The sequence below is a fragment of the Cellulomonas wangleii genome (genome assembly GCF_018388445.1).
Taxonomy (GTDB): Bacteria; Actinomycetota; Actinomycetes; order Actinomycetales; family Cellulomonadaceae; genus Cellulomonas; species Cellulomonas wangleii.
In genome coordinates, this window is sequence record NZ_CP074405.1 from 83,611 (window position 1) to 105,554 (window position 21,944).

At 75.6% G+C, this 21,944-nt stretch carries 17 protein-coding genes and 1 riboswitch; of the genes, 7 read left to right on the plus strand and 10 right to left on the minus strand.

What is annotated here, in order from left to right:
• Window positions 1-3: 3 nt before the first annotated feature.
• Window positions 4-1,080 carry a YeiH family protein gene (locus KG103_RS00390; RefSeq protein ID WP_249670678.1) on the plus strand — a complete coding sequence of 359 codons (1,077 nt, stop codon included), beginning with the start codon at window positions 4-6 and terminating at the stop codon, window positions 1,078-1,080.
• Here the strand turns inward: KG103_RS00390 and KG103_RS00395 are convergent.
• Both KG103_RS00395 and KG103_RS00400 read right to left on the minus strand, forming a co-directional pair.
• On the minus strand, window positions 1,024-2,211 hold the full coding sequence (locus KG103_RS00395; protein ID WP_207340118.1) for a COG1470 family protein: 1,188 nt from the start codon (window positions 2,209-2,211) through the stop codon (window positions 1,024-1,026). The two genes, KG103_RS00390 and KG103_RS00395, sit on opposite strands and share 57 nt — an antisense overlap.
• A gap of 68 nt (window positions 2,212-2,279) precedes the next feature.
• Window positions 2,280-4,877 (minus strand): alpha/beta hydrolase, encoded by a 2,598-nt coding sequence (locus KG103_RS00400; RefSeq protein ID WP_213319959.1) that lies wholly within the window; start codon window positions 4,875-4,877, stop codon window positions 2,280-2,282.
• A 553-nt stretch (window positions 4,878-5,430) separates the two neighbouring features.
• Here KG103_RS00400 and KG103_RS00405 point away from each other — a divergent pair.
• Complete coding sequence (locus tag KG103_RS00405; protein WP_207340120.1) at window positions 5,431-6,954, plus strand: sigma-54-dependent transcriptional regulator; 1,524 nt, start codon at window positions 5,431-5,433, stop codon at window positions 6,952-6,954.
• On the opposite strand, the gene KG103_RS00410 is transcribed toward KG103_RS00405, so the two are convergent.
• The 7 genes from KG103_RS00410 to KG103_RS00440 are packed head-to-tail and all read right to left on the minus strand — an operon-like array spanning window position 6,918 to window position 13,908.
• Window positions 6,918-7,514, minus strand: coding sequence for a hypothetical protein (locus KG103_RS00410; RefSeq protein ID WP_207340121.1), 597 nt, complete (start codon window positions 7,512-7,514; stop codon window positions 6,918-6,920). The genes KG103_RS00405 and KG103_RS00410 overlap by 37 nt on opposite strands.
• A gap of 30 nt (window positions 7,515-7,544) precedes the next feature.
• Entirely contained in the window at window positions 7,545-8,315 is a 771-nt protein-coding gene (locus tag KG103_RS00415; protein WP_207340122.1) for an amidohydrolase family protein, read from the minus strand.
• Window positions 8,312-9,376 carry an aminotransferase class I/II-fold pyridoxal phosphate-dependent enzyme gene (locus KG103_RS00420; protein WP_207340123.1) on the minus strand — a complete coding sequence of 355 codons (1,065 nt, stop codon included), beginning with the start codon at window positions 9,374-9,376 and terminating at the stop codon, window positions 8,312-8,314. Before KG103_RS00420 ends, KG103_RS00415 begins: the two co-directional genes overlap by 4 nt.
• Window positions 9,377-9,387: 11 nt before the next feature.
• Window positions 9,388-10,911: a hypothetical protein gene (locus KG103_RS00425; RefSeq protein WP_207340124.1), complete on the minus strand. Its 1,524-nt coding sequence runs from the start codon at window positions 10,909-10,911 to the stop codon at window positions 9,388-9,390.
• An 11-nt stretch (window positions 10,912-10,922) separates the two neighbouring features.
• Entirely contained in the window at window positions 10,923-12,293 is a 1,371-nt protein-coding gene (locus KG103_RS00430; RefSeq protein ID WP_207340125.1) for a hypothetical protein, read from the minus strand.
• Complete coding sequence (locus KG103_RS00435; RefSeq protein WP_207340126.1) at window positions 12,290-13,255, minus strand: hypothetical protein; 966 nt, start codon at window positions 13,253-13,255, stop codon at window positions 12,290-12,292. The genes KG103_RS00430 and KG103_RS00435 overlap by 4 nt, the downstream gene beginning before the upstream one ends.
• Window positions 13,256-13,266: 11 nt before the next feature.
• Window positions 13,267-13,908, minus strand: coding sequence for a hypothetical protein (locus tag KG103_RS00440; RefSeq protein ID WP_207340127.1), 642 nt, complete (start codon window positions 13,906-13,908; stop codon window positions 13,267-13,269).
• Between the two features lie 171 nt (window positions 13,909-14,079).
• Between KG103_RS00440 and KG103_RS00445 the strand changes: the two genes are divergently transcribed.
• Window positions 14,080-14,703 (plus strand): hypothetical protein, encoded by a 624-nt coding sequence (locus tag KG103_RS00445; protein ID WP_207340128.1) that lies wholly within the window; start codon window positions 14,080-14,082, stop codon window positions 14,701-14,703.
• Window positions 14,704-14,753: 50 nt separating this feature from the next.
• Here the strand turns inward: KG103_RS00445 and KG103_RS00450 are convergent, their stop codons facing one another.
• On the minus strand, window positions 14,754-15,989 hold the full coding sequence (locus KG103_RS00450; protein WP_207340129.1) for an RNA polymerase factor sigma-54: 1,236 nt from the start codon (window positions 15,987-15,989) through the stop codon (window positions 14,754-14,756).
• A gap of 126 nt (window positions 15,990-16,115) precedes the next feature.
• A riboswitch (glycine riboswitch) is annotated at window positions 16,116-16,227 on the plus strand.
• Between the two features lie 134 nt (window positions 16,228-16,361).
• Here KG103_RS00450 and gcvP point away from each other — a divergent pair.
• From gcvP to KG103_RS00470, 4 genes are all read left to right on the plus strand, one after another.
• The gene (gcvP, locus tag KG103_RS00455; protein WP_207340130.1) at window positions 16,362-19,418 is read left to right on the plus strand and encodes an aminomethyl-transferring glycine dehydrogenase; all 3,057 of its coding nucleotides are present in this window, start codon (window positions 16,362-16,364) and stop codon (window positions 19,416-19,418) included.
• Between the two features lie 47 nt (window positions 19,419-19,465).
• Complete coding sequence (gene gcvT / locus KG103_RS00460; protein WP_207340300.1) at window positions 19,466-20,629, plus strand: glycine cleavage system aminomethyltransferase GcvT; 1,164 nt, start codon at window positions 19,466-19,468, stop codon at window positions 20,627-20,629.
• Between the two features lie 62 nt (window positions 20,630-20,691).
• Complete coding sequence (gene gcvH, locus KG103_RS00465; protein WP_207340131.1) at window positions 20,692-21,063, plus strand: glycine cleavage system protein GcvH; 372 nt, start codon at window positions 20,692-20,694, stop codon at window positions 21,061-21,063.
• A 315-nt stretch (window positions 21,064-21,378) separates the two neighbouring features.
• Window positions 21,379-21,615, plus strand: a complete 237-nt coding sequence (locus KG103_RS00470) for a helix-turn-helix domain-containing protein (RefSeq protein WP_207340132.1) — start codon at window positions 21,379-21,381, stop codon at window positions 21,613-21,615.
• Window positions 21,616-21,944 lie beyond the last annotated feature (329 nt).

A 21,944-nucleotide genomic window follows, 5' to 3' on the forward strand; every position in this document is an offset into this window, starting at 1 on the left:
AGGGTGCCGGAAGCCGACCGTCCCGTGCCCGGCCGCGAGCCCACCCCGCGCGGCGTGCCCGTCGCACCCTGGCGCGCGCGTGCGCCGGGCATCGCCGTGGCCCTGGGTCTCGGCGCGGCGGGGGCCGCCCTGGGGTCGGCGGTGCCGCTGCTCGGCGGCGCCGTGCTGGCGCTGGCGATGGGTGTGGCGCTGCGCGAGGTGCTGGCCCGCGGACCGGTCGCGTGGGCGCACGCGCTGGAGCCCGGGGCCCGCACGTGCTCCACGTTCGCGCTGCAGGCGGCGGTGGTGCTGCTGGGGTTCGGGCTCTCGCTGGGTCAGGTCGCGCGGACCGGGGGAGCGGCGCTGCCCGTGATGCTCGTGACGCTCACGGTCGTGCTGGTCCTGGCGGTGCTGCTCGGTCGCCGCCTCGGCCTGGACTCCGACACCCGCACCCTCATCGGTGTCGGCACGGGCATCTGCGGGGCGTCGGCCATCGCGGCGACCAGTGCCGTGATCCGGGCGTCGCAGACGACCATCGCGACGGCCATGGCGACGATCTTCACGTTCAACGCGCTCGGCGCGATCACGTTCCCGCTGCTGGGTGAGGCGATGGGGCTGTCGCAGGAGGGGTTCGGGACGTGGGCGGGCACCGCCGTCAACGACACGTCCTCGGTCGTCGCCGCGGCCACGGCCTACGGCGCGCTCGCGCTCGAGACGGCCGTCGTCGTCAAGCTCACCCGCACCCTGGCGATCGTGCCGGTGACGCTCGCGCTGGCGGTGCGGCAGGCGCGGCGGGACCGCGCGGCGGCGCACGCCACCGGCGGTGGGACGCCGTGGACCCGGCTCGTCCCGCCGTTCCTCGTGCTCTTCCTGGTCGCGTCGGCCGTCACGACGCTCGGCTGGTTCCCCGCCGCGTGGGAGGCCGGGGCCGACACCGGGGCACACGCCCTGACCGCGGTCGCACTGGCGGGCGTCGGGCTGCTCACGCCCGTCGACGCACTGCGCCGCGCCGGCTGGCGGCCGCTCGCGCTGGGCGGTGCGCTGTCACTCGCCGTGGCGGCGACCAGCCTCGGGATGCAGGCGGTCACCGGCCTGCTGTGACCCGACCGGCTCGGGGTCGCGGGCGGCGGCCACCGCCGCGTCGATCCGCGCCTGCAGGGTCGCGGCGGACCGCCGGCGCCACCACCGCACCCCGAGCACGCCACCCACGACGAGCACCAGCAGCGCGAGCTGCGTCCACGGCACCGTCCACACGGTGACCTGCGCGGACCCGGTGCGCAGCGCGGCGTCGACGACGTCCTCGCCCACCACCCACGGGCGGGTGTCGACGTGCCCGGTGACGCGCACCACCGGCCAGACCGGGACGGCCGCCTCGACGAGCACCTGCTGACCGGGCAGCACCTCGCGGACCTCGGTGCGGTCCTCCGCGGCGGCGACGCCGAACGGGCCGGCCAGCGTGGTCACGGCGCGGGCCGCGAGGCGGACGTCGCCGGTGTTCTCGACCCGGTAGCTCACGTGGACCGTGCCCGGGGCGAAGGGGTTCCACGACGGCTCCCACCGTGTCGTGACGTCGGTGGGGGCCAGCCCCGCCTCGATGTCGCCCGTGACGCGCAGGTGCAGCCGCACGCCGTTGCGCGCCGCGAGACGCAGGTCGTCGCCGGCGACGAGCTCGGCCACGACGCCGGCCGGGTGGTCACCGGGTCGGGCGTCGGCGGGCACGGTGATCGTCAGGGGCACGGTCACGGCGGCGCCGGCGTCGAGCGAGACGAGGAGCGTGCCGTCCTCCTGGGCCTGCGCGCCCTCGACGGTGCCGAGGGCGACCCACGACCCGCCGTCGCGGGGCGGGGTCCCGGTCGGCGGCAGGTCGAAGTACCCGCTGTCGGACAGCACCCCGTCCCCGGCGTAGACGGCGAACGTCGCGGCGGTCTCACCGAGGTTGGTGATCGTCACGTGCTCGGCCACCGACGCGCCGGGGTCCAGGACGTGCCGCAGCGAGATGCGGTCGTCGGGGCCCTCCGCGGTCGCCGGCTGGACCGTCCACGTCACGGTGTCGTCGGGCTGCGCCGGCGTCGGCGCGACCTCGGCCGCCGCCGTCGCCGCGGTCGGCCAGGCCACGGCGACCAGCGCAGCGAGCAGTGCAGCGAGCAGTGCAGCGACCAGCGCGGTGAGCAGCACGGTGGCGCCGGCGGGCCGGGAGGTGCGGGGCAGGTCGGCCGTGCGCGTGCGGTGCATGGGTGTCTCCTCGGGCCGACGCGCGGCGGGGTGGTGCCCCGCCGCGCGTCGGTTCGTCGGTCCGTCGGTCAGTCGACGGGGAACAGCGACAGGCTGAGCGTGCCCGTGTACTCGCCGGGCATCGTCTCGACCGGGACGTCGAGCACGAGGTCCGCGCCCAGCGTCGTCGTGCCGAGACGGCCCTCCGGCGTGGCCGACGCCAGACGCCCCGGGATGACGAGGCCCTCGCCGCCGGTGAGCGCGGTGGCGCGGGCGTCACCGGCGACGATCCCCGCACGCGGGGTCTCGACACGCGGCGTCCAGCCCAGGTGCTTCGCGTCGAGCAGACGCGAGCCGGAGTCGAACGAGTACGCCTGGCCGGTGACCGCCCACCCCGTGACCCCCGCCTGCGAGACGGAGCGGGAGTCGACGACCGTCACCGCGGGCAGCTGGCCCCGGAACCGCAGCGCGGTGCCGGTGTTCTGCGGCCCGTCGAGCGTGACGCTGTCGGCCGCGACCGACAGCGCCAGGACGCCGTCCTGGCCCTCCGGCACGACGGCCTTCAGCTCGACGCCCTCGGTGGTGGCCGGGTCGCGGAACAGGCGCGGCAGCAGGTCGATCAGGTTCTTCGACCACACGTCGAACCCGTGCGGGCCCTGCGTGACGCCGGCGAACTCGTGGTCGATCCCGTTGGACTCCAGGAGGTCCAGGAGGTCCATCGTCGCCTGGTACGTGAAGTCGGTCTTGTCACCGGTGTAGATCCGCGCCAGGCGGGTCTCGGCGTTGACGGCGGCGGGGTCGAACTGCGGGGTGTTGAAGAACAGGCCGCCGGAGAACGCGCCCATCCACCCGAACTGGCCCGGGCGGGTCAGCCACGTGTTGAGCGTGTTCATGGCGCCCATCGACAGCCCGGCGATGGCCTGGCCGGCCGCGTCGTCCGCGATGTTGTACTCGGCCCGCGCGGCGGGTGCGAGGTTCTCCATGAGCTCGGCCGGGAAGTCCGGCGAGTTGCCGTTCCCCATGACGACCACCATCGGGACGATCGCGCCGTCCTTGATGTAGTGGTCGAGGATCTGCGGCGCGCGGCCCACCTCGACCCAGTCGCCGTAGTTCTGCCCGCCACCGTGGTTGAGGTACAGCACGGGGTAGGGCTCGGCGCGGTCCGGGTCGTAGCCCTTCGGCGTCCAGACGTACGCCTTGCGCTCCTCGTTGGCGACGGCGCTCTGGTAGGTCAGGACCTCCAGGTTGCCGCGGTCCTCCGCAGGAAGGTCCCCGAGCAGGCGGTCGGTCTCGCCCGGGACGAACAGCGGGCTGACACCGGTGAGGGTGTTGACCGTGTCCTCGGGGTCCTTCACGTCGACCCCGTCGACCACGTACCGGTAGTAGTAGAACCCGTCGAGCGGGCCCATCTGCAGCCGCCAGCGGTCGCCGACCTTCGTCATCGGCACGCGGAACCACGCACCGTTGGGGGCCCAGTTGGCCCACACGGTGACGTCCTTGGCGTCCTTGAACTGCGTGCCCGTCTCGAAGGTGACGATGCCGTCCTCGTCCACGTGCGGCGTGGTGATCGACCCGGTGGCGGGCGCCGTGTAGCGCTCGTCGAGCGGGCCGTGACCCTCGCGCGGGCCGTGGCCGGCGTCGGTGAAGACGCGCGACGCGAAGTCCCGCAGCCCTTCGCGCCACGTGTCCCACGTGCCGCCGGTGTCGGGGTCGACGCCGTCGAACTCGTGCTCGACACCCGCGCGCTCCAGTGCCCGCAGCATGTCGTGCGTCGGGTTGTAGGCGGGGTCGAGCACGTTGCCGACGTAGACGCGCAGCCGGTCGGTGCCCTCGTTGATCTCACGCGCCGTCGTGGCGCTGATCGATCCCGTGAGGCGCCCCGAGAACGACGCGACCTCGCGGAAGACGCCGGGGTCGGTGCGCAGCACCGTCAGCGCCTGCTGGGCGCCGGCGCCGATCCCGGCCAGCGCCTGGTCCTCCTGCGACACGTGGTACGCGTCGCGGGTGGCCGCGGCGACGCCGTCGAGGAGGTCGGCGCCCGGGTCCGAGCCGCCGATCTGCGACATCACGACGACCATCGGCGTCAGGTCGCCCTCGGCGGCGAGGTTGTCGAGCACCTGCCGCGCACGGCCCAGCTCGGTCCACTCGTCCGCGGACTGGCCCGTGTCGGCCAGCAGGTGGAGCACCGGGTAGGCATCCTCGCGCTCGGCGTCGTAGCCGGGCGGCGTCCAGACCAGCGACGTGCGCTCGTCACCGGAGACGGGGCTCTCCCACGTCAGCTCCGTGACCGCACCGCCGTTCGGGACGTCGGCCATCCACTGCACCGACGGCCCGGGCACGAAGAACGTGCTCCAGGTGGGCTTCGACGCGATCGTCACGGGGGTGTCCGGGTTGCGGAAGGACTTCTTGGTGCGGTCCGGGAACGTCGCCGTGTACTGGTAGTAGTACAGGCCCGGGTCCAGGATCCCGACCTGCGTCGGGTAGTCCGTGCCGCTGGGGTCCATGGCCAGGTCGGACCACGTGCCCGCCGGGCCGATGTTGCCCTGCAGCTCCACGACCTGCGGCGTGCCGCCGACGAGCTCGTGGACCACCGCCTGCGGCGCGGTGAACCGGTAGTACCCCTCGGGTGTCACCGACACCCACGGGTCGGGCGCGACGCCCTCGGCTGCTGCTGCTGGTGGTGCCATCACTGCCGCCGTTCCCAGTGCGAGCGCGGCCCCTGTGACCACGGCTGTCGTCCTGTGGTGCGTGCCGCGTGGCCCTCTGCGAGTCATCCCCATCGATACTCCTCCTCGGTCGCCGACCGGCAGGAGGACGCGGACGACCTGGCCCTCCACGTCGAGGGCGGGATCGCGGTGCTGCTTCCCCCTGCGGTTGCCGCAGGCGTCCACGACGCCCACGACGTGCCCGCCGGTCTGCAGCGTTGCAGGAGCGGGTTGTCCGAATGCTGTCCGGTCGGGAGGTTTAACGTCAAGCCTCCACGCCCGGCGGGTCGATCTGGTGGCCTGGTCATGTATCACGGGCCCGCCCTTGACCGGGGTTCCGACCGGGGCAGAGACTGCGAGGACGGGAGCAGACCGGGCCGCACCGCTGCGGAGCCGGACGCCCAGACACCGCTCGCGGTGTCGTGCGGTTGCCCCGACGCAGGGGGAGCGTCGTCGGTCGTTGGGGGTGTCGGTGCGGGTCCGGTGACGCCGCGGCCTGCGAGGTCCGCCCGGCCGCGTGGCGGACGGGGGCGGCATGGCGTGGTTCCGCGTCGCAGCGCCCTGCCGCCCTGCGACGCGTGCCCGGCTGACGGCAGCGGGCCTGCGCGACGCGGACGCGGCGGACGCCGACGGACGAGCGGTCGCGGCCGACGAGCCCGGCGTCGTGCTGCTGACCGACCCGCACGCGGCACCTGACCCGGCGCGGCTCGCCGACAGCCCCGGCCGGGTCCTCGTGGCCCTCGCACCCGGCGTCGACGTCGACCCGTGGTCGCTGCTCGCGTGCGGGGCGGCGGACGTCGTGCACCTCACCGGCGACGACCTGCGGCCCGTGCTCGACCGGCTGCGCCGGTGGCAGGACGTCGACGAGCTCGTCCGTGCGGAGGCCCGGCGGGCAGGTGCGATCGGCACGTCGTCGGCCTGGCGGCTGTTCCTGCGGGACCTCGTCGAGGTGGCGCGCTGGTCGACCGCGCCCGTGCTGCTGCTGGGGGAGACGGGCGCCGGCAAGGAGGTCGCGGCGCACATCGTGCACCGCGTGGACCTGCGACGACGCGAGCACGAGCTCGTCCTGCTGGACTGCACGACCGTCGTGCCGACGCTCTCCGGCAGCGAGTTCTTCGGGCACGAGAAGGGGGCCTTCACGGGTGCGACGACGGCCCACGAGGGCGCGTTCGCGCGCGCTGACGGCGGCACGCTCTTCCTCGACGAGGTCGGTGAGCTGCCCGCGGCGCTGCAGGCCGCGCTGCTGCGCGTCGTGCAGGAAGGGACCTACCAGACGGTCGGCGGCACGCGGCGCCGCCGCACGGACTTCCGGCTCGTCGCCGCGACCCACCGCGACCTGCGGACCGAGGGGTTCCGCGCGGACCTGTACCACCGGCTGGCGGCCACGACGCTCCGGGTCCCGCCCCTGCGCGAGCGCCCCGACGACGTGCTGCCGCTGTTCCGGCACTTCCTCGCCGAGCAGCGGCTCGGCGGTGACGTCGCAGCGGTGCGCGCGGCGGTACGCCACCGGCCGTCGGTCGAGGCCGGGAGCGACGAGGCAGAGGACGCCCCCGAGGTGTCGCGCGAGGTCGCGGACGCGCTGCGCGGCCACGACTGGCCGGGCAACGTGCGCGAGCTGCGGCAGCTCGCGGCGCGGGTGGCCGCGCGGCACGTCGGCGACGGTCCCGTGACGCCGGGCGACCTGCCCCCGGAGGACCGTCCCGTCCGGGCCGTCACCGCGCCGGCCGTCACCGCGCCGGCCGTCACCGCGCCGGCCGTCACCGCGCCGACCGTCACCGCGCCGGCCGTCACCGCGCCGCACCCGTCGTCCCTCACCGCTGGGACCCCGTGGGAGTCCGGGCTCGAGAGCGCGGTGCGGGAAGCGCTGAGCGCGGGCGTCGGCCTGCAGGAGCTCAAGGCCCGCACGGCCGACGTCGCCACGCGCGTCGCCCTCGACGTGGGCGGCGGCACGGTCGCCGCCGCCCGGCTGCTCGGCGTGAGCCGCCGCGCGCTCGGCTACCGCACGGCGGCGCGGGCCCGTCCTCAGCCGACGGACCCCAGCTCGGACGCGAGCTCGTAGAGGTACTCCGCGATCTCCTTCCACGCGACGTCCGCGCCCTTCTGCTGCGGCTGCTTCTTCGGCGTGAGGTCGTAGGCGTCGCGGTAGTTCGAGAACCGGTAGAACGCGTACCTGACCAGCGGCTCGACCATCGACCCGCGGACGACCGGTCCGACGTCCCGGCCCCACCGCGGTTCGGTGTGCGCGGGGAGCGCGAGCGGCGCGGGGCTCAGCGCGTACCAGTCGCCGAGCCTGCCCAGCCACGCGACGAGGTCCTTGTCCGCGGGGCGGGCCGGGGGCGTCGTGCTCGTGGTGGTCGGCACCAGCAGGTACGGCATGACGGCGCGCGGCGCGAGGTCGCCCGGCTGGTGGCGGTAGGTCAGCAGGAACGCCTGCTGGTACGGCTGCTTCGCCTCGGCCTTGTGCTTCTGGATGCTCTTGAGCCCGGCGAGGACGCCGCGGACGTTGTGCGGCTTCACCTCGGCGAACCCGAGCTTCCCCGCGCTGTACGCGGGCACGGGCTTCCTCGACAGCGGCGGCGCCGGCAGCATCGTCCCCGGCTCGATCATGATGCTCGACATGTCGGTCTCCTCGCGTGGATCGGTCCCGGCTCACACCGGGACGGGGGTGGTGGCCGGCGCCCTGCGGACGGCGGCGACGAGCCGGCGGACGTTGCCCGCCAGGACGAGGGCGAGGTCCTCGCGCGCGAGCGGCAGCGCGCGGACCTTCGCGAGCTCGGCCGCCGGGTGCAGGTAGGGCCCGTCGGTGCCGAGCAGCACCTTGTGGGCGCCCGCACGCCGCACGGCGTCGAGCAGCACGTCGACGTAGCGGACGCCGGACGTGTCGGTGTGGACGTTGGGCAGCCGCACGAGCAGGTCGGCGAACCGGGTCTGCGCGCGCCAGTCGTCGGCGAACGACGACAGGTGCGGCACGACCCACGCGACGTCGGGCCAGCGCGTGGCGAAGTGCGCGACCTGGTCGACGTCGCCGCCGGGGTCGTGCACGACGGGCAGCGCGCGGGCGTCGGCGACGCGGGCGACCTCGTCGGTCATCGGGCCGTCGCGCCAGTGCACCTTGACCGCGCGGAACCCCCACGCGTCGACGGCCGTGGTGACCATGGCCCCGATGCGGCCCGCGTCGGGGCGCGTGCCGACGAACACGACACCCGTCCACCGGCGCGGGTCGGCGGCCACGATGCGGGCGACCCGCCGGTTGGCGGCGGGGTAGTCGTCCGACGGCGGGGCCATGAGCAGCGTGTGGTCGACGCCGGCGCGCCGGGCGCGGACGGCGTACCGGTGCAGCGCGGCGTCGGGGCGGTCGTCGCCCAGCGGGTCGGGCATGACGTCGCCCAGGCCGGCGTGGCAGTGGGCGTCGACGATCATCGCGGCACCGCCGTCGGGACGGTGGGCAGGCCGGTGCCCGGCACGGCGCCGCGCAGGGCGGCCAGGACGTGCTCGACGTCGGCCGGGGCGTGCTCCGCGGTGACGACGAACGTCAGGACGGGCCCCGGCAGGCACGCCGGGGCCAGGACGAGGGCCCGGACGCCGCGCCCGCGCAGCACGCGTGCGACCCGTGCCGGGTCGGGGACGCGCGCGTGGACGACGGGGAACGGGCGCCCCACGACCGCGAGCCCCAGCCGCCGCAGACCCGCGCGCAGCGCGCGGACCAGCCACCACAGGCGACGCCGGCGCCGTGCCAGCACCGGGCCGCCCGCGGGGTCGGTCGCGCGGTCCGCGGCCCGCAGGTCGGCGGCCGTCGGCGGGCTCGCGTGCCACCGCGTGCCGTGCACCGCGAGGCGCGCGACGACGTCCCGCGGCCCGGTCGTCACGGTCAGGGGCGCCCCGAGGCCCTTCGCCAGCGAGACGACCTGGACCGCGCCGACGGGCCGCCCACCGGCCCAGCGCCACGTGCCCGACCCGCCGGGGCCGAGCACCCCGAACGCCTGCGTGTCGTCGACGACGAGCGTGCCGCCCGCCGCGCGCACGACGCGCTCGAGCGCGGCGAGCGGCGCGGGCCGGTTGCACGCGGCGCACCAGCCGTCCGTCACGACGACGGGCCGCCGCCCGGTACGCGCGCCCCGCCCGTGCCCCGCGCCCTCGCCCGCGAGGAGCCGCGCGACGTCGTCGACGTCGTGGTGCCCGAACGCGCGGACCACCGGCGCCGTCGCACCCGCCGCGAGCCTGACCAGCGGGTACGCCCCCGCGTCGACCAGCACCGCCGACGGTGCGAGCACGTCCACGACGTCGACGAGCGCGTGCAGCGCCGAGCGGTGCACGATGCCGGCGGGAGCCCCGAGCCGGGCCGCGACGCGTGCGGCGACCCGGCGGGCGGCCACCGGCTCGTCGAGCGCCGCCGCACGGCCCGTCGTCAGGGACGTCCACCCGGCGCGGTCGCCTGCCGGGTGGTGCAGGCCGAGGAACAGCGAGGACGTCAGGTCGAGCACGACGCACGCCCCTAGGCGCGCACGCGTGCGCGGTTGCGGCGGGCCAGCAGCACGGCCGGCATCGTCGCGTCGACCCCGAGCTGCAGGTCCACCCCCGTGACCGTGCGGTACGCGTGCACGTACCGGTGCACGGGGTCGCGCATGAGCCGGGCCCAGTTGGCGGCCGAGTCGGCCGTCAGGGAGATGTCGCTCCAGTCGCCCCAGCGGACGCTCATGACGAGCTGCTCGCCGTGCACCGCCAGCTCGTGGAAGCTCATGACGGACGTGTCGCCCCAGCCGCACAGCGCGCGCACCGTGTCGACCTTGTCCATCCAGGGCTCCTCGTACGGCACCATCGGCCGCCCGCCCAGGAACTCGCGCATCTCGGGCTGGGCCAGCACGTACTGCATGGCCATCGCCTCGATGCGCGACTGCAGCGCCACGCCGTCGAACTGGTTCTCCGCGCCCGGCGCGAGGGTCCGGTGCAGGTCGCGCAGCGCGTTGAGGACGGGGAACCCGTCCGCCACGACCGTGGTGTCGTCGTCGAGCCGGTGGAACCGCAGCGCCTCGTGCAGCAGCGTGTGGAACGACTCGAGGAACTGGCTGCGCCGCTCCACGTACTGCAGCGAGCCGGGCACGGCGCGGCCGATGAGGCTCAGCCCGTACTCGTACTCGTACTCCGCGGCGCGCCGCCGCACCGTCAGGCGGTCGATCTCGTGGTCGCCCCACGTGTACAGCAGGTTGCGCAGCGGACGCAGGTAGCTCAGGGAGAACCGCTCGAGCGCGAGACCGTTCGGCAGCCGCCGGTTCTGGAACCGCGCGAGGATCAGGTTCATCGCCTGGAAGGTCGCGCCCTCCTCGTCCCAGTACGTCCAGATCAGCTCGACGGGTGCCGGCCGGACGAGCAGCTCCTCGTCGATGTCCGCGACGCCGTCCGCGGCCGTGCGGCCGAGGCGCGCGTCGGGGTACCGGCTCGCGACGTTCTCGAGGTACGGGAGGTTGCCGCCCTCGAGGTAGTTGCCGCCGGGGTCGATGATCGTCGTGGTGTCGCGCTCGAGGAACTCCCGGGTCGCGCGCAGGATCACGTCGTACGCGGCCGGCGAGAACGCCCCGTTCGTCTCGCGCTGCAGCGCGCGGTCGACGTGCAGCTGGTACTCCGCGAACCGGCGCGCCCGCGTCACCCGCAGGATCTCCTGCGTGAGCACGACGTCGCTCGTGGGGGTCGTCGCCGTGCGCGCGAGCTGCACGCGCGCGGGCGGCGGCTCCTCGTCGGCCGTCACCGTGCCGACCACGTGGAACTCGCTCTCCGCGACGACCACCTCGGGCGTCACGCCGACGTCGACGACCTGCACGACGTACGGCCCGGAGGGTGCGTCGACGAGGGGCACGCCGACCTTCGCCGCGGTGCCGTTCGCGTTCGTCTGCACCACGCGGTCGATCGTCCCGAACTCCACCGGACCGACCAGCCGCGCCTCGTACCGGTGGTTGCGGACGAGCTCGGTGGCGGTGAACCGCACCTCGCCGTCGACGAACCGCGGCGTCTGGATCTTGACCATGGCACTTCCCTTCAGGGCTGGGCGCTGGCCGCGACGGGTGCCGCGGGGCGCTGGTGTGCGGGACGGGGACGCGCGTGATGGGGGCGCGCCATGACGTCGATGGACGAGCGGACCGCCCAGGCGGCCAGCACGTCGGCGAGCACCGCGGACTCCTGCTGCGGGGCGACGAGCCCGGCGCCGCGCGCCTGGCCCATGACGGCGAACACGAGCGTCGGGGGGCGCCGGGCCAGCACGCCCAGGTCGTCCCCCCACGTGCGCCGCAGCGTCAGCAGGTGCTCCGGCGTCCGGGTCGCCAGCGGCAGGACGTCGGCGATCGCGCGACCGCCGAGCAGGGGAGGGCGGTGCCCGGCCATGAGGTCGGCGAAGTCGTCGGCCGTGCCCTCGAGGCGGGTGATGTCCGCCTGCAGCTCCGGGGTCACGTCCTGCACCGGGTAGCAGGCCTTCCACGCGGCGACCAGCGCGTCCCACTGCGGGTGCGGGTAGAACGTGCGGCCGATCGCCGCGGACAGCAGGACCCGCACGTACGGCATGGGGTGCGGGTCGCCGCGCGGCGGCCGGAACGTCAGGGAGCGCGGCAGGCTCACGACGGCCAGCAGGCCCAGGGTCGAGGAGATGCCGAGCTTGCCGACGGACCACAGGTCCGCGACGCACTCCGAGACCGTCGAGTGCCACCCGTCCCACGCGGCGGCCTCCGCCGGCCCCGCACGCGCGCGCCGCCGGGCGATCGCGTCCTGCAGGGACGGCACCAGCTCGAGCTGGGCCGCGACCTGGTGGCCCACCTCGTGGATCAGCGACGACGCGACGCCGTGCCCCACCATCCGCTCGCGCGGGACGCGGATGACGGCGACGGGCGACAGGCGCCCGCCCGGCAGCCGCGTGCGCGCCCGGCGGATCGCCGCGCCGGCCCCCCGGGCCAGGTAGCAGACCAGCGGCGGCGGCTCGACCGGCGGGTCCGGCATGCCCACCGCGTCGGCGGCCAGCCGGTCGAGGCCCGACAGCCACACGCCGGTGCCCTGCTCGCTGCGCTGCGTCACCACCTCGGCGAACACGTCGAGCTGGGACAGGACGTCGTTGAACCGCATGCGGATCGCGACGAACCGGCGCTGCTGCTCCCACGCGGGCGCGGCCGCCCCCGGGCCGGTGAGCCAGTCGAGGAAGCCCTCGACCTCGTCCCGCAGGGCCGTGCGGCCGACGTGCAGGAACCGCTCGATCGCCCGGTGCGCGTCGTACGGCAGGGCCGCCGCCAGCACCATCGTCTCGGTCATGACGAACGGCCGCAGCCGGCCGAGGCGCACGAGCAGCGCCTCGGCCTCCTGCGCGACGAGCGCCGGCGCGAGGGTGGCGCCGTCCGGGACGGGGTGGCGGTCCGCACGCGTGGTCATGCGAACTCGAACCCGCTCTCGCCGGTGCCGTCGTCGGCACCGTCCCAGACGTCGGCGCCGTCCTCCCACGGCGTGCTCCACCCGGGCCACGGGCCCGCGACGGGCCAGACGTCACCGCCCCACGCGCCCCACCGCGGGTCCGGGCGCGGAGCCCGACGGCGGCCGGACCGGCCGGACGACGTGCGTCCGTCGCCGGCGTACCGCGACGTGCCGGACCGGCCGTACCCGGACGAGCCGAACCCGCCGGGCGAGCCGTACCCGCCGCCCTGCGGCCGCCCCGTGCGCGGGCCGTACGCGGGTCCCACCCGCTGCCCGCGCCGGCTGCGCCACCCGGGCGTCGAGGGCCGTACCAGCGCGGGCGCGTAGCGGCGCGCGGCGGCGATCGTCGCGCTGCGGGCCACGGTCCGCGGCGGTACCGAGGGTGGCGCGGCGGCCGCGTACCGGGCGGTGGCCCGGCCGAGCTGCACGAACCGACGGGCCGCCTCGAGGTCGGCCTCCTCCTCGCCCAGCGCCTCGGCCTCCTCGGCCTCGAGGAGCTTGGAGGCCATCGAGCCGAGCTTGCCGCCGATCGCGGTGCCCACGCCCGGTGCGACGAAGCTGCCGATCGCCGACCCCACCACCGGCAGGGCGACCTTGGCGACGCTCTTCAGCGCACCCGTGACGGCCTTGCCGACGCCCGAGCTCAGGAACTTTCCCGCACCCTTGACGAGCTTGCCGAGGAACTGGTCGAGCTCCTCCTCCGACGTGATCTCGAGCAGCTCGTACGCGAGCTCGTCCTCGGACTCGCCCTCGCCCGACCACTCGGACTCGCCGGACCACTCGGACTCGCCCTCGCCCGACCACTCGGACTCCGACTCCGACTCGCCGGACCACTCGCTCTCACCGGACGTGCCGGGCAGCTCCCACTCCTGCAGGGACACCTCGCCGGACCACTCGCGCTGGTCGTTGCTCTGGTAGGTCATGGCACCTCTCCTCACGCGTCGAGCAGGACGATGTTGCGGCCGCGGCGCACCCAGCGGCCGGTCGTGCGGTGGCCGCCGGGCCGCGTGGGGCCGCCGGGTGCGGGCGGTCGCATGCCCGCGACGACGGGGGCGAGCGGCGGCAGGTGGCGGCGGGCCGCGGCGGTGGCGGCACGCTGGGCGGCGACCTGCGGCGGCACCCCGGGGGGCGCGCCGGCCGCGATCCGTGCGGTCTCGTCGGCGAAGCGCACGAACGCGCGGCTCACCTCGTACTCGCGGTCCTCCTGGGACAGGCCCTCCAGGTCGGCTTCGAGCCTGCCGGCGACGAAGCCGCCGACCTTGCCGCCCGCGTCGGCGCCGATCCACGGCACGGCGCCACCGACCATGCGCCCGACGTGCGGCAGCGCCTGCTTGGCGGCGGACTTCAGCAGCCCGCCGACGGCGCGGCCGGCGCTCGACGACGCGAACGCCTTGCCGGCGCCCACCGCGCTGCGCAGCACGTCGCCGAGGAACCGGTCCAGCTCCTCCTCCGACGTGACCTCGAGCAGCTCGGTCGCCAGGCCGATCTCGGTCTGCCCACCGAGCTCGTCCTCGGACTCGCCCTCCCAGGCGTTCTCCTGGCCCATCTCGAAGAGGGCTCGGTCGATGTCATGCATGGGCGCATCCCTTTCCCCGCTGCGGACTCCGTCACCCCCCTCCATGCACGTTCCGTGCCACGGGCGTGCGCGCGCCGCGCGTCCGGGGGTGCGAAGAGCTCTTCCCACCCACGAACCGCGCTTCCGTGACCCCGTTGACGCGGGGGACCGACGTCACCCAGGGTCGGGTCCATGCACGCGGCCATCGCGCTCTCCGGCGACGACGACGACGACCTCGACCGGGCGAGGCTCCGGTTCGCCCCTCCTGACAACGAGGTGCCCGCCGCCGTCGGCGTGAGCGGCGTCATCGGGCGGTCCCCCGACGCTGCGGTCCTGCTGGTCGGCCTCTCCCGCTGCACGGTGGGTCTGCAGATCGACCTGGCGATCCGTCTCCGCCTCGATCCGGAGCCGTCCGACGACGTGCACGCGAGGTTCCACGCGGGGCTGCTCGTCGGCGTCGAGCTCGCCGACGGCCGGACCGTCGTCGCCGGCCGACCCGCCTGGCCCGCGCCGGACGGGCCGTTCCTCGCGTACCGCGGCGGGGGTGGCGGTGGCCGTGAGTGGTCGACCCAGCTGTGGCTGACCCCGGAGCCGCCGCCCGGCGACCTGGTGGTCGTCGTCGCGCACCCCGGCCTCGGCATCGACGAGTCGCGCGTCACCGTGGCTGCCGCGGCGCTGCGGTCAGCCGCCGGCAGGACCGAGGTCCTGTGGCCCCGCGAGCCCGAGCGGCCGCGGCACGCCGTCGAGCCGCCCCCCGTCGACGTACCGCCCGGCGGCTGGTTCGAGCGGGCGTTCGCCGACCCGACCACGGCCTGACCGCACCGCCGACCCGGAGCACGTCGACCCCGACGACCAGGCGCGTCCGCTCACCGAGCGGTGGACGGGGTCGCGCGGTACTTCGCGACCGTGCGGCGGGCCACGCGGATGCCGCGGGCCGCGAGACGCTCGGCCGCCTCGGCGTCGGTGTGCGGCGGGTCGTCGGACGCGAACAGGGCCGCGACGGCGTCGCGCGCAGCGAGGGACGTGCCGAACAGGTCGGCGAGCGGCAGCACGCGGCGGCCCGGCAGCGCGACGACCGCCCCGGCGACGACGCGCGAGACGGTCGACGCGTGCAGCCCCAGGCGGGCGGCCACCTGCGCGCGGGTCAGGGGCTGGTGCGCCGACGGCCCGTGCCGGACGAAGCCCTCCTGCACCTCCACCGCCACCGCGGTGACGCGGCGCAGCGTGTCGGCACGCCGTCCCAGCAGGTAGACGAGCTGCCGGGCCGCCGAGACGTGGGCGTCGCGCCACGCGGCCGCCGCCGCGTCGAGCGGCAGGGCGGTGAGCTCGTCGTCGAGCCTGATGCCGAGGTCCTCCGGCCCGAGCGCGTCGACGACGAGCCGCCCGTCGACCTCACGGACGACGACGTCCGGCGGTGTCGCGGGGCCGTCGGACGCGCCACGGGGCAGCGGTGCGGGCGTCAGGCGCCGCACGACGTGCATCGCCGCCTCGAGCGCCGCCGGCGACGCGCCGACGTCCCGCGCGAGGTCCGGGGTGCCGATGCGGGGGAGGTGGTCGCGGACGAGCACGAGCGCGAGGTCCGGCGCGCCGTGCCGCACGTGCCAGCGCGCCTGCGCGACGAGGCTCGCGCGCAGCCCGCGCTCGGCCGTGCCGGGGGGCGCGACGGCGCGGACAGCGGCCAGGGCGGCCGCGAGCCGCGGTGCCGGCGGGTCGGGTGCGTCGGACGGCAGCAGGCCGCGGTCGTCGAGGAGCGCGACGGCCGCGTCGACGTCGTCCTCCGCACCCGGCGGGACCAGGGCTCGCGCGTCGCGGCGGACCCGGTCGCGCTCGTCCGCCGGCGCGGCGGGGTCCTGGGAGCGCAGATCGGCCCCGGAGCCGCTGCACGTCGGGCACCGGCCGCGGTGCAGCGTCGAGGCGCACCAGCGGCACCGCCGGGGGGTCCCTCGCACGAGCGCCGGGTTGTCGGCCACCCGGGCGTCGACGTCCGCGTCGACGTCGGCCTGCGTCGCGGCGAGCACGTCGAGCAGCTGCCGCGCGACCGTGGTCAGCGTGGCGTGCTGCTCCAGCCCGTGCTCCGTCGCCGGGCCGTGGACCGGCTCCACGTCACCAGTGTCGCCCCCCGTCCGGGACCGGCGGCCGCGGCGGCGGTCCGACCGCCGCCGCCCCTCCGCGGCGGGGACCCGTGCCGTAGGCTGGCCGGCAGATCCAGCACAACTGAACACGCTGCTCGAACCGCGGCGGGAGAGCTCCCGCCGGCCGTCCGTGAGGACGGCAGCGCGGGACGCCGAAGGAGCAACCCTCCCCGGGAATCTCTCAGGCACCCCGTACCGCCGCGGCCAGGCAACTCTGGAAAGCGGCACCGGCCAGGTCCGGTGCCCACCGACGGTGCAAGCCGGCGCGCCCCGGAGCCGCGTCCCGTCGGGGCGTGCTCATGGCGGACCGGCCAAACTCTCAGGTCACCCCGTACGGGGTGGATGACAGAGCGGGGAGCCCCTGCCCGTCCCGGGCCGTGCGTCGGCACGACCGGACGACCCCGTGGAGCACCCGTGACCGAGCTCGCCGTGCCGCCCGTCCCGTCCGCCGCCCCGACGCCCGGCGTCCCGCCGCGCCGCTCGCCGGCCGCCGACGGCTTCGCCGACCGGCACATCGGCCCCCGCGGGGACGAGACCTCCCGCATGCTCGCCGCGCTGGGGTACGACGACCTCGGCGCGCTCGTCGACGCCGCCGTGCCGGCCTCGATCCGCACGGACCGCCCGCTCGACCTGCCCGCCGCACGCTCCGAGGAGCAGGTGCTGGCGGACCTGCGGGCGATCGCCGGCCGCAACCGCGTGCTGCGCCCGATGATCGGGCAGGGGTACTACGGCACCGTCACGCCCGCCGTGATCCGCCGCAACGTGCTGGAGTCGCCCGCCTGGTACACGGCCTACACGCCGTACCAGCCGGAGATCTCGCAGGGTCGTCTGGAGGCGCTGCTCAACTTCCAGACCGTCGTGTCCGACCTGACGGGTCTGGACGTCGCGAACGCGTCGCTGCTCGACGAGGCGACGGCCGTGGCCGAGGCCGTCGCGCTGATGTGGCGCGCGTCGCGGGCGACGACGGGCACGGTCGTGCTGGACGCCGACCTGTTCGGCCAGTCGCTGGCGGTGGCGCGGGGGCGTGCGCAGGCCGTGGGGCTGCCGGTCGTCGTCGCGGACCTCACCGACGGGCTGCCCGAGGTGGACGGGCCGCTCGTGGGCGTCGTCGTGCAGCAGGTGGGGGCGTCGGGCGCGCTGCGCGACCTGCGGCCGGTCGTCGCCGCTGCCAAGGAGCGCGGCGCCCTCGTCACGGTCGCCGCGGACCTGCTCGCGCTGACGCTCGTGACGTCGCCCGGCGAGCTGGGCGCCGACGTCGCGGTCGGCTCGGCGCAGCGCTTCGGCGTCCCGCTGTTCGGCGGCGGTCCGCACGCGGCGTTCATGGCCGTGCGCACCGGGCTCGAGCGCACGCTGCCCGGGCGCCTCGTGGGCGTGTCCGTCGACGCCGACGGCGCCCCCGCCTACCGCCTCGCGCTGCAGACCCGCGAGCAGCACATCCGCCGGGAGAAGGCCACGAGCAACATCTGCACCGCGCAGGCGCTGCTGGCGATCGTCGCGTCGATGTACGCGGTTTACCACGGGCCCGACGGGCTGCGGGCGATCGCGCGGCGGGTGCACGGGCTCGCGCGGGCGGTGCAGCACGGGCTGCGCGACCTGGGCGTGACGGTCGTGCACGAGGACGTGTTCGACACGGTGCGCGCGCAGGTGCCGGGCCGGGCGGCGGACGTGGCACGGGCCGCCGCCGAGGCGGGGATCAACCTGTGGGTCGCCGACGCCGACCACGTGCAGGTCGCGTGCGACGAGACCACGACGACGGCCGACGTGCAGGCCGTGCTGGACGCGTTCGTCGTCGCCGGCGTCACCACCGCCCCGGTCGGGGCCGACGGGACGGCGCCCTCCGGTACGTCCGAGGGTGGGCGCGCCGAGCCGCGCGCCGAGCTGCTGCGCAGCACCGACTTCCTCACGCACCCCGTGTTTCACGTGAATCGTTCCGAGACGGCGATGCTGCGCTACCTGCGGCGCCTGTCCGACAAGGACCTGGCGCTCGACCGGACGATGATCCCGCTGGGCTCGTGCACCATGAAGCTCAACGCGACGGCCGAGATGGAGCCCATCTCCTGGCCCGAGCTCGCGGACGTCCACCCCTACGCGCCCGCCGACCAGACCCAGGGGTACGCGGCACTGGTCACCGAGCTGCAGGACTGGCTCGCGGAGATCACCGGCTACGCCGCCGTGAGCGTGCAGCCCAACGCCGGCTCGCAGGGCGAGCTCGCCGGGCTGCTCGCCATCCACGCGTACCACGAGGCCACCCGCGCCGAGGGCGCCGAGCACCGCGACATCTGCCTGATCCCCGCGTCCGCGCACGGCACCAACGCGGCCTCCGCGGCGCTCGCGGGCCTGCGCGTGGTCGTCGTCGCGACGGCCGGGGACGGTGAGGTCGACCTGGCCGACCTGCGCGCCAAGCTCGAGCAGCACGGGCCCCGCGTCGCGGCGATCATGATCACGTACCCCTCCACGCACGGCGTCTACGAGGCTCACGTGCGCGAGGTCTGCGACCTGGTGCACGCCGCGGGCGGGCAGGTCTACATCGACGGCGCCAACCTCAACGCGCTGGTCGGGCTGGCCCGACCGGCCGAGCTCGGGGGCGACGTCTCGCACCTCAACCTGCACAAGACCTTCTGCATCCCGCACGGCGGCGGCGGTCCGGGCGTGGGGCCGGTCGCGGTGGCCGCGCACCTGGCGCCGTACCTGCCCGGCGACCCGACGCCGGGCGCCGGGGTGCGGGGGGAGCGTGCCGCCGGGTCGGTCGTCGCGCCCGTCGCGGCCGCCCCGTGGGGCTCCGCCGGCATCCTGCCGATCTCGTGGGCGTACGTCGCGCTCATGGGCCCCGACGGGCTGCGGCGCGCCACGGAGACCGCCGTGCTCGCGGCGAACTACCTGGCCACGCGCCTGCGGGAGCACTACCCGGTGCTGTACGCCGGCCCCGGCGGGCTCGTCGCGCACGAGTGCATCCTCGACCTGCGCCCGCTCACCAAGGCCACGGGCGTGACCGCCGAGGACGTCGCCAAGCGGCTCATGGACTACGGCTTCCACGCCCCGACGCTGTCGTTCCCCGTGCCCGGCACGCTCATGGTCGAGCCCACCGAGAGCGAGGACCTGACCGAGCTCGACCGGTTCGTCGACGCGATGGTCGCGATCCGCGGCGAGATCGAGGCGGTCGCCGAGGGGCGCTGGCCGCTCGCCGACTCGCCGCTGCGCCAGGCGCCGCACACCGCCGCGTCGGTCGCGGCGGACGTCTGGGAGCACCCGTACGGCCGCGAGCAGGCCGCGTACCCCGTCGCGTCGCTGCGCACCGACAAGTACTGGCCGCCCGTGCGCCGCATCGACGGCGCCCGCGGAGACCGTCACCTCGTGTGCTCGTGCCCGCCCGTCGAGGCGTACGCGGACGACGTCCGATGAGCACGACCGGCCAGTCCCCGCAGCCCTCCACCGCGACCGGAGCCCCGATGACCGAGCAGCACTCGCCCCTGCACGACGAGCACGTGGCCCTCGGGGCCGCCCTCACCGCGTTCGCGGGCTGGCAGATGCCGCTGCGGTACACCTCCGACCTGGCCGAGCACACGGCCGTGCGCACGGCCGCCGGGCTGTTCGACCTGTCCCACATGGGCGAGATCGAGGTCGCGGGCCCGGAGGCCGGCGCGTTCCTCGACCGCGCCCTCGTCGGGAACCTGAGCGGCCTGCGGGTGCTCGGCGCGCGCTACACGATGGTCGTCCAGGAGGACGGCGGGGTGATCGACGACCTGGTCGTCTACCGGACGGGTGAGCACACGTACCTCGTCGTCGCCAACGCCTCCAACCACGACGTGGTGCTCGCCGAGCTGCGCGAGCGGGCCGCCGGGACGGGCCTCGACGTGCGGGTCGAGGACCGCTCCGCCGCGACGGGGCTGGTCGCGGTGCAGGGACCGCACGCGCTGTCCGTCGTGGAGGCGGTGCCCGGTCTCACGCCGGACCCGGACGGCCCCGCGGACGTCACCCCTGCGACCCTGCGCTACTACGCCTGCCTCCCGATGCGGTTCGAGGGGCGCCCCGTGCTCGTGGCCCGCACCGGGTACACCGGGGAGGACGGGTTCGAGTTCTTCGTCGACGCCGCCGGCGCCCCCGCCCTGTGGCGGGCGCTGCTGACCGCCGGGGCCGACCACGGGCTGGTCCCGGCCGGCCTCTCGGCGCGCGACTCCCTGCGGCTCGAGGCCGGCATGCCCCTGTACGGCCACGAGCTGGACCGCACCACCACCCCGCACGACGCCGGCCTGGGTCGCGTCGTCCGGCTCGACAAGGTCGACGCGGACGGTGAGCCCGTGCCGTTCGTCGGCCGCGACGCCCTCGCCGCGCGGGCCCACAGCGCGCCCGCACGCGTCCTCGTCGGGCTGCAGGGGCTGGGTCGACGCGCCGCCCGGCACGGGTACGCCGTGCACGCGTCGACGCAGCCGGACGCACCCGTCGTCGGGACCGTGACCTCCGGGGCGCCGTCGCCCACGCTCGGCCACCCCGTCGCCATGGCGTACGTGACCCCCGAGGTGAGTGCCGAGGGCACCGAGCTCGCGGTCGACGTGCGCGGTCGGCGCGAACCGGTGCGCGTCGTGCCGCTGCCCTTCTACCGTCGTCCTCGGTGACCGCGGCCCGACCTGCCGCCCACCACGCCGTCCCGCCACCGCCCGACCCGACAGGAGCCCCCATGGCCGCCGAGCTGCCCACCACGCTGCAGTACACCGCCGAGCACGAGTGGGTCGACGACTCGTCGCCCGTGACCGTCGGCATCACCTCCGTCGCGGCCGAGGCGCTGGGGGACATCGTCTTCGTCGAGCTGCCCGCGGTCGGCGACACGGTGGAGGCGGGGTCGGTGATCGGGGAGATCGAGTCGACCAAGTCCGTCTCCGAGCTGTTCTCCCCGGTGTCGGGCACGGTGGCCGAGGTCAACCAGGCGGTCGTCGACGACCCCTCGCTGGTCAACGCCGACCCCTACGGCGCCGGGTGGCTGCTGCGCGTCGACATGACGTCCGCGGGTGCGCTGCTGACCGCGGACCAGTACCGCGCGATGAACCCCTGACGGAATGGGGTAGGTGGTGCTACCCAGGACTGCGCCGTCCGGGGGACATCATCGGCGTCCCGCCATGCGTCCGGGTGCTTGCCCGAACGGGTGATGTGACGCACAGTGCTGAACGACGGCCTTCACTCGTGACGTATCAGGGGGTTCCGAGAGTCGTCATGTCAGGTGCAGCTATCGGCACCGCGGGGGGGATCTCACGGTGATTCGAGGAGAACGGCCGATTCCGCGTCATACCCACGACGCATGTCGCTCTCATCCGGTACGCAGCCGACGCGGGTCCGGAGAGTCCGGGCCCGCCGCCCACCGGAGGACATCATGACCATGCTGGACACGAGCGTGACCTTGCACACGACGGCGGCCCACACGCTGACCCGCCGCGAGCGGGTCGTGCTGGCGGAGCTCGCCGAGGACGTCACGCTCGAGGAGATCGCGACGCGGCTGTTCGTCACCCGTAACACCGTCAAGTCCCAGGTGCGCAGCGTCTACCGCAAGATCGGCGCGTCCACGCGTGCCGAGGCCGTCGCGTGGGCCGAGGCCCACGGCATCCGCTGACCCGCACGCCCAGGGCCGGAGGGTCTGCCTCGGCAGCGCTCCGCCCACCGCTCGTCCCGCCCGGGCGGACTTCCCCGGCCGTACGTGACGACCCGCACCCGCCACGCCACACCGTCGTGACGCGGCCGCGGCGGGCGGCGTCACGCCGCCGTGACGGCCTTGCCGGACGGGGGTCCGTCGTCCCGACAGGACGACGCACAGCGGGTGCACGTCCTCCTCACAGGGTTGTGACCTGCGAGGGTGCGCACCCATGACGACGCTGTGACTCGCGGGCCCACGTCGCCATGACGCCTCCGCGACGTCCGGCCGCGGATCGTCCACCGCACCGG